Genomic DNA, 4,494 nt, shown 5'->3' with positions numbered 1-4,494 from the left:
GGGCCAAAAGGCGGCCCGGCGCTCCCCCTTTCAAGGCGCAGACGTCAGACATGCCCTGACACCTGTGAAGGTCTACACTGGGTCAGGTACGGTCTCTAAGCGTGGCCTTGTAGAGGTCCACTCATCCCGGAGGTGCGGACGTACGGCTAAGGTCAGCCATGTGCCAGAAGCTGCCATTACGCAGGACGGCGTTGTCCTCGTGAAGTCATCCTGCGGCGACGGTAGCATGCGGTCGCAATCCCGAACCCGTCGCTGGCTGTAGATGATGGCTGACCTGCGGCGCCCGCCGCAGGGTGATGCGCGTCAATTCGGACGGACGCCCAAGCCTCAGCGCGAAGCCGGGCCAGAGTGCGGTGCCATTGTTGACGTAGAGTGTCATGCCGCCAACCGTGTATTGGCCCGACACGAAACCGTTGTTGGCGCGTGCGACCAGTCGATCCAGTCCAAGGATCATGCCGCCATGGGTATGCCCGGACAGTTGCAGCGCCACACCCCGTGCAGCCGCCTGTGCGGCGTTCCTCGGCTGGTGATCGAGCAGCACCACCGGAGCGTTGGGCGGCGCCCCCGCAAGAGCAGCCGACAGATCCGGTGCCGAGTGGCGGGTCCTGGACGCGGACAGGTCAGTGAGGCCGGCCAGCACGAGTGACCCGCCATCGCGGGTCAGAACCACGTGATCGTTGGCAAGCACGCGCATCCCCAGGCTGGCGTAATGGCGCATCCACGCCTCGTAGCCGAAAAAGTACTCGTGGTTGCCGGGAATGACCCAGACGCCGTCCTTCGCACGCAGATCGCGGAGCGGCTCCACGTCGGCACGTCGGGCGTCAAATGAGCCGTCGATTAGGTCACCCGTGACCACGGCCAAGTCGACTCCGAGCGCATTGGACCTCTCGACCACCGCTTGGGTCCACTCCTTGGGAAACAGGCGGCTGATGTGAAGGTCGGTCAGTTGCAGAAGCCTGTAACCATCGAACTGCGGCGGCAGCCCGGGGATGGCGATCACGACATCCTTGAGCGGCGGCACGCGTGTTCCCTGATAGACGCCCAGGGCCGAGAGCAGCATGGCTGCCACTGCGGCCGCGTAGCGCACGCCGTCCGGTGTGGCCCAGCCGCCAGGTCGAGACAGCCTCGCCACCAGCCCGATCAGGTCCAGCGCGATCTGCATCACCGCCAGCAGCACGATCGCCCCGAACGCCCAGTTGAACAGAAACACTAGAACGCGCGGGAACTCGGGCGAGAAGACCGAGCCGGACGAAAGGCGGCTCCAGAGATGGTATTGTGATGCCATGAGCAGGACGACGGCAAGGACAATCTTCCCGCCCGGTACCCAGGGCAGCGGCCACACGAACCGTGCCAGGACATAGAGGCTCGGCAGGGCGAATGTCAGGTGGAACATGGACGTCCTTGGATAGGAGAGGCACAGGACCGGAACGGTCGGGCGGCTTGAAGTTCGCTTACCTAGGTCGGTCAATGGCCTCGGTACAGAGCCTCTCGCTCAATACCCAAGGATCCGCCGCAGGATCGCAGTGCTGCGCAGGATCGGCACAGAGGTAGACTACAGGAAGTACAGGGACCTCGGTCACGCCTTCGGGCTCGGCACCGGCAGGAGCGCCGAAGATAGGGCATCAACGCTAATGGTTCTGGAAACCAAAGAGTGATCGGCGTCTCTAGGGTGTTGAGGCCATCTAGAGCCAGCTCTGCGTCAGACTGAGAAATCTCCTGCCCATTCAGGAGGTCTGGTGTCCCTCATTTAGGCGGACCATTGGCCCACTTCCGCCTCGTGCCAAACTCAGACATTCGCAGGTCGGCACGCAAGAGGAACAGGGGCCGCACACGCTTGAAGTGACCTTACCCTGATCCACATGGCTCGCATCCAGTGGAGGCGGGAACATGCGTGCGATGGTGATCACACGGTTCGGCGGTCCAGACGTGTTCGAGCATCAGGAGATCGAACGGCCAGCGCCTAGTCCAGGCGAAGTTCTCGTGCGGGTGATCGCCTCCGGCACCAATCCCGTCGATGCCAAGATCCGTCAGGCGGGGACCTGGGCGCAGATCCCGTTTCCTGCCGTGCTCGGCTACGATGTCTCTGGTATCGTCGAGGGGCTCGGACCGGGTGTGGCCGGGTTCAAAGTAGGCGACGAGGTGTTCTACACGCCCGAGATCTTCGGCAATCCGCACGGAAGCTATGCGGAGTACACAATCGCCTCGGCAAGCATCGTGGCGCCGAAGCCGGCCAATCTCAGCCATGTCGAAGCGGCCGGCATTCCCCTCGCCGGCGGCACGGCCTGGGAGGCGATCGTCCGTCGCCTGAATGTCCGTCCGGGTGAGACGGCGCTGATCCACGGCGGTGCCGGCGGTGTCGGCTCCTTCGCCATCCAGTTTGCCAAGGCGGCAGGTGCGCGGGTCATCGCAACGGCCAGCAAGGCCAACCACTCAGCCGTGCAGGAGCTAGGAGCGGACGTGGCGGTGGATTACCGTGATGCCGACATGGCTGAACGGATCCTGGGAGCCACGAGCGGACATGGCGTCGATGCGTCGTTCGATACAGCGGGCGGAAATGTCTCTCTCAGCACGCTGGTGACGCGGCCCTTTGGCCGCATCGCCACCATTCTCCCACCTGATGGCGATCTGAGCGCCCTCTACACCAAGAACCAAACCTTGTTTGGGACCTTCCTGACCCGTGAGGGCGCACGGCTGCGTGAAATGACCCCGGTATTCGAGCGTGGTCGGGCCAAGGTCGTGATCGATACCGTGCTGCGACTCGAGGAGGTCGGCAAGGCTCACGAGCGGCTCGATTCAGGCCATGGCCGGGGCAAGGTCATCCTTCAGGTGGAGCAATAATCGAGGCCGGTTCGGCTGTTCGTGCTCGGAAGACAGGCCATGGGTGACTGGGGTGAGAAAGTCCGGGTAAGAGCTTACCACACCTGGCTCTGCGGACACCACGGATCCGCCGGGCTCATAAGGCCCACACCCGGCTGGATTGCTGCGCGGTGCGGTCAATCGCGTCCGCAACAGCGTCCGGAGCCAGGTGATGGATCATATGGCCGAGTCCTGGAAGGGCGATGAACTCACTCCCGGGTAGCTCGTCGTGCAGCCGCGCGGACTGGCGGCCCACATCCGCAATCTGATCGTCCGCACCAGTGATGATGGTGACCGGCATCGTCAACTGGCGGTAGTGCCCTTCCAGTCCCATCGCTGAGGGCGTCATGAGCGCTGCATCCTCCGCCGCCGCGCGAAGCTGCAACGGCCGCAGCATCAGCGCCTTCGGGAACTCTCGCTCGAAGCGCTCCGGCACCGGAGCCGGCTGGAACACCCGCTTGATCATGCCGGGCAGGATCGCACGGGCTACGAGCGGGGAGACGGTGTAGCGCATGGCATCGCCGATCACGGGAATGGCTGGCGGCGAGAGCAGGAACGTATCTGCCCGCAGCGTTGGGTAAAAATAACCTGAGCCCAGGATGAGGCCGCGCACGAGCGATGGAGCCTCCAATGCGAGGGCCACCGCCACTAGGGTGCCCCAGGAGTGGCCGTAGACCGTGGCCTGCTCGACTCCAAGCTGCTCCAGAGCCCTTCGGAACAGACCGGCATGAGCCCGCGGCGTCCAGACCTGGCGCGGCCGCGAGCTGTAGCCGTAGCCGGGGCGGTCGATCACGATCACCCGGTACCGCTCCGCCAATTTGTCCACGAGGCCGCTGACGGTGAAGTCCTGGATCATGGTGCCGTTGCCGTGGACCAGCACCAGGGGATCACCGCGGCCGCGCTCGATGTAGTGCAGGCGTACCCCATCTACGCTCAGGAACTGGCCGATGGGCGGGTACCTGCGCTCGGCATCTTGGGACTGCTTGCGGCTGTACAGGGCTGCCGCACCCAACGCGGCGGCTGCTGCGCCCATCAGAACGGGCGCGAGCCATCGGCGCGAACCGGAACGGCTGGCTCCTCCAGGTCTCCGGAGGTTCGCGGGACTCCAATCACGCTCCTCGCCGGCCGCATGATCTCGCGTGACACCACCGGCTCCTGCCGCACCAACAGCCGGAGACAGTCTCGGACTGGCGTCTGTTGCCATGTTGCGCATGCATCGTCTCCGTTCGGGGTCCAAGACTCCGGTTCCAGGACGAACAACGCCTGGAACCCCGACGGGTTGCTGCATTGCACAAAGACAGGTTGCCGCTCTTGAGCGACAATTAGTTACGATAAAGGGGGTGCAGCCGGAGCAGTTCCAAGCGTCTCATCCGACAGTCTTCTCCGGATGCTGAAGGTCCGGAACGGGTCAATTGGCGATGTTCCCACATTTCAGCGAAGGTCAGCTTTGACCACTTGAGCTGACCAAGCGATCACGAACAAGCCACCATTACAAGACATGCAGTCGAGAGGCAGCAGTTGCGGCTTTTCCGGCTTCATAGAACGCTCAGCACCTATTACCTAGGTCGTGAACCCATAAAAGATCTTTTCTTTGCAGTGAGTTGATGATTCACCTCCCGGTCACGGGAGGATGTGATG

General features: G+C 63.5%; 3 protein-coding genes. 1 reads left to right on the top strand and 2 read right to left on the bottom strand.

The genetic code is table 11. From position 1 onward, the window contains the following. Positions 1-205: 205 nt before the first annotated feature. Positions 206-1,393, bottom strand: coding sequence for a metallophosphoesterase (locus DRB19_RS29005; protein ID WP_114189412.1), 1,188 nt, complete (start codon positions 1,391-1,393; stop codon positions 206-208). Between the two features lie 494 nt (positions 1,394-1,887). On the opposite strand from DRB19_RS29005, the gene DRB19_RS29000 reads away from it, so the two are divergent. After that, the gene (locus DRB19_RS29000; protein ID WP_114189411.1) at positions 1,888-2,838 is read left to right on the top strand and encodes a zinc-dependent alcohol dehydrogenase family protein; all 951 of its coding nucleotides are present in this window, start codon (positions 1,888-1,890) and stop codon (positions 2,836-2,838) included. Between the two features lie 115 nt (positions 2,839-2,953). Here DRB19_RS29000 and DRB19_RS28995 read toward each other — a convergent pair whose 3' ends face one another. Beyond that, the gene (locus DRB19_RS28995) at positions 2,954-3,889 is read right to left on the bottom strand and encodes an alpha/beta fold hydrolase (protein ID WP_245439908.1); all 936 of its coding nucleotides are present in this window, start codon (positions 3,887-3,889) and stop codon (positions 2,954-2,956) included. Between the last annotated feature and the right edge of the window lie 605 nt (positions 3,890-4,494).

Source organism: Microvirga aerophila (assembly GCF_003332305.1).
In the GTDB taxonomy this organism is placed as follows: Bacteria; Pseudomonadota; Alphaproteobacteria; order Rhizobiales; family Beijerinckiaceae; genus Microvirga; species Microvirga aerophila.
The sequence above is the reverse complement of the archived record's forward strand: the minus strand, read 5'-3'. Positions and strand labels throughout refer to the sequence as shown.